Origin of the sequence: Ideonella sp. A 288 (genome assembly GCF_002198735.1) — a bacterium.
Taxonomy (GTDB): domain Bacteria; phylum Pseudomonadota; class Gammaproteobacteria; order Burkholderiales; family Burkholderiaceae_C; genus Pseudaquabacterium.
In genome coordinates this window covers 1-3,057 of the sequence record NZ_MWLO01000081.1, presented here as the reverse complement: position 1 = coordinate 3,057, position 3,057 = coordinate 1, and the positions used below count along the sequence as shown (strand labels likewise).

At 74.2% G+C, this 3,057-nt stretch carries 1 protein-coding gene and 1 pseudogene; both read left to right on the top strand.

The window, feature by feature from the left end; genetic code table 11:
* Positions 1 to 45 precede the first annotated feature (45 nt).
* A pseudogene (gene malQ, locus EOINJALH_RS06950) lies at positions 46 to 1,587 on the top strand (4-alpha-glucanotransferase); the annotation flags it as partial.
* 188 nt (positions 1,588 to 1,775) lie between these two features.
* The gene (locus EOINJALH_RS06945; protein WP_088279620.1) at positions 1,776 to 2,915 is read left to right on the top strand and encodes a hypothetical protein; all 1,140 of its coding nucleotides are present in this window, start codon (positions 1,776 to 1,778) and stop codon (positions 2,913 to 2,915) included.
* The last annotated feature ends 142 nt before the right edge of the window (positions 2,916 to 3,057 follow it).

Here is a 3,057-nt window from a genome sequence, read left to right as displayed (position 1 = left end):
GCGTCCACCGCCCCGCCGCCCCTCTGATCCCCGCGAACTGCCCGTCTCTCCACGATGAACCTTCCCCCCCGCGCCAGCGGCGTGCTGCTGCACGTCACCTCCCTGCCGGGGCCGCATGGCATCGGCGATTTCGGTCCCGAGTCGCGCCACTGGGTCGACTGGCTGGCCGGTGCCGGCCAGCACCTGTGGCAGTGGCTGCCGACCACGCCGATCGGCCCCGGCAACTCGCCCTACCAAAGCGTCTCGGCTTTTGCCGGCAGCCCGCTGATGGTGGCGCTGGAGCCGCTGGTCGAGCGCGGCTGGCTGGCCCCGCCGGTGCTGCCGGCCGGGGGCTTCGATGCGCACCGCGTGGTCTTCGAGCAGGTCGTGCCCTGGCGGCTGGCGCAGCTGCGCGCTGCGGCCGCCGGCTTCGAGGCGCGGGCCACCGCCGCCGATCGGCAGGCACTGGCCGACTGGGCCGCCTCGCAGGCCGACTGGCTGGACGACTACACGCTGTTCATGGCGCTCGAGACGGCCCACGCCGGCCAGCCCTGGTGGCAGTGGGCGCCGCCGCTGCGCGACCGGCAGCCCGCGGCACTGGCCGCGGCGCGGCGCGGGCACGCGGCCGAGATCGGCTTCTGGCGCTTCGTGCAGTGGTGCTTCGACACCCAGTGCGCGGCGCTCAAGGCCTATGCCAATGCGCGCGGCGTGGCGCTGATGGGCGACCTGCCCATCTTCATCGCCCACCACAGCGCCGACTGCTGGGCCCGGCCCGACCTGTACTTCCTCGACGACGCCTGCCAGCCCACCGTGGTGGCCGGCTGCCCGCCCGACGACATGGCGCCGCAGGGCCAGCGTTGGGGCAACCCGCTGTACCGCTGGGACCGCATGGCCGCCGAGGGCTTCGCGTGGTGGACGGCGCGGGTGAAGCGCGCACTGTCGCAGGCCGACATCTTCCGCATCGACCACTTCCGCGGCTTCGCCGGCTACTTCGAGATCCCGGCCAGCTGCCCCACCGCCGAGCAGGGCCGGTGGGTGCCCGGCCCGGGCATCGCGCTGTTCGAGGCCATCGAGCGCGCGCTGGGCCCGCTACCCATCGTCGCCGAAGACCTGGGCCTGATCACGCCCGACGTCACCGCGCTGCTGCAGGCCAGCGGCTTCCCGGGCATGAAGCTCATCTGCTTCGCCTTTGGCGGCGACGGCACGCACGAGTTCCTGCCGCACAACTACGGCACCAACTGCGTGGTCTACAGCGGCACCCACGACAACGACACCGCCCGCGGCTGGTGGAACGCCGCGCCGCCGCACGAGCGCCGCTACGCCGGCACCTACCTCGCCTGTTCAGCGTCCGACGTGCACTGGGGCATGGTCCGCGCCGCCGCCAACTCGGTGGCCGCGATGGCCATCTTCCCGCTGCAGGACGTGCTGGGCCTGGACACCGGGCACCGCATGAACGTGCCCGGCACCTTGGGCGACCCGAACTGGACCTGGCGCTTCGCCTGGGACATGGTCGGCCCCGAGCCCGGCCGCGTGCTGGGCCTGATCACCGCAGCCAGCGGCCGCGGGCCGATGGCGCCGCTGGGGCAGCCGGGGCACGGCGAGGGCTGAGGCCCGGCGCCGGGCGGGCCCCATCGCGGCGTCGCCCGCTTGCCCGCTTGTCCGGTTGCCCGGCGCCGTCGTGCGCCCGTCCTACGCTTCGAGGATGGCGCGGCGGCCGGGCCACGGCGATCATCCGCGCTGACCCGGGGCGGCCGCCGATCGTCGGCGGCCGCGGCCGGGACGCGGGAGGGTCAACGATGTTCGGGTCCTATCTGGTCGAGTTGGTCATCGGCCTGTGTTTCCTGTTCGCCGTGCTGGGCATCGTCACCAGCGCGGTCACCGAGGTGGTGCTGTCGGTCACGAAGGTGCGAGCCCGCCACCTGCAGGAGTGGCTGGCGCAGTGGACCGCGCAGATGCTGCAAGGCCCCGCCGGCGCAGCCCAGGCTGGGGGCACGGGGCAGGGCTTCAGCCTCGAGGCGCTGCTGAAGCACCCGCTGGTGGCCTCGCAGCGCCGCGACGGCGACCAGGCCAGCTACCTGCCGCCCGAGCAACTGGCGGCGGCCTTCCTGCAGACGCTGGCCATGCCCTTCGGCAGCAGCTGCCTCGGCAAGGACCTGGCCAAGGCCGAGGCCGACCTGCGCCTGCACATCGCCACCCTGCAGCCCGAGGCCCTGCGCAACACGCTGCAGGCGCTGCTCAACAGCGCCGCCGGCAAGGCTGCCGACGGCACCGCCCTGGTCGACCGGATGCGCGAGGAGACGGCGCACTGGATCGACGGCTCGATGAACCGCATCGAAGGCTGGACCAAGCGCCGCGCCAAGGTGATCTCGCTGATCGCCGCGGCGGTGGTCTGCGTGGCCTTCAACGTCGACGTGCTGGCGGTGATGCGCGCGCTGTCGTCCGACCCGGCGTTGCGCGCGGAGCTGGCCAGCACCGCCGTCGGCTATGTCGACAAGGCCTGCACTGCCCAGGCCCAGGTGGCCGGGGCCGTTGCGTCGGCGCCGGCCGCCTCTGCGGTGCCTGCCGGCGCTTCCGCCACCGCGTCCGCTGCGTCCACCGTGTCCGCAGGGGCCGCCGCCTCTGGCGCACGTGCCACGGCTGCCGCCGAGGCGGCAGCGCTGGTGAACCAGGTGCAGTGCCTGCAGGACCGCTCGGCCGCCGCCATTGGGGCGCTCGGCCCGCTGTCGCGCCTGGGCATCGGCTGGGACAAGCCGCCGGCCTTCGTCGCCGCCCAGGGGCTGCAGTCGTTCGGCGGCTTCGTCGCCTGGGTGATCGGCCTGGCCTGCGCCGCGCTGGCCGCGTCGCTGGGCGGCGACTTCTGGTTCAAGTGGATCGGCGACATCGTCCGCCTCACCGGCTACAAGCCGGGCCGCAAGGAGCCCGCGCCCGGTCCGTGACCCCGCGCACGAGATGGGCTGCGGCCGCGGCGAGCCCGTGCCACAGAATGGTCGGCTGTGCGGCGACAGGCCGGTCGCCGCCGATCCTGCGGGCCCGGCCCGCGCCCGCCGATGCGAAAGCCCGCCATGCGCCTGTCCCACC

Bases quoted from the DNA above. Each gene is read 5' to 3' on its own strand.
- EOINJALH_RS06945 (WP_088279620.1), top strand. From the start codon at position 1,776: ATGTTCGGGTCCTATCTGGTCGAGTTGGTCATCGGCCTGTGTTTCCTG.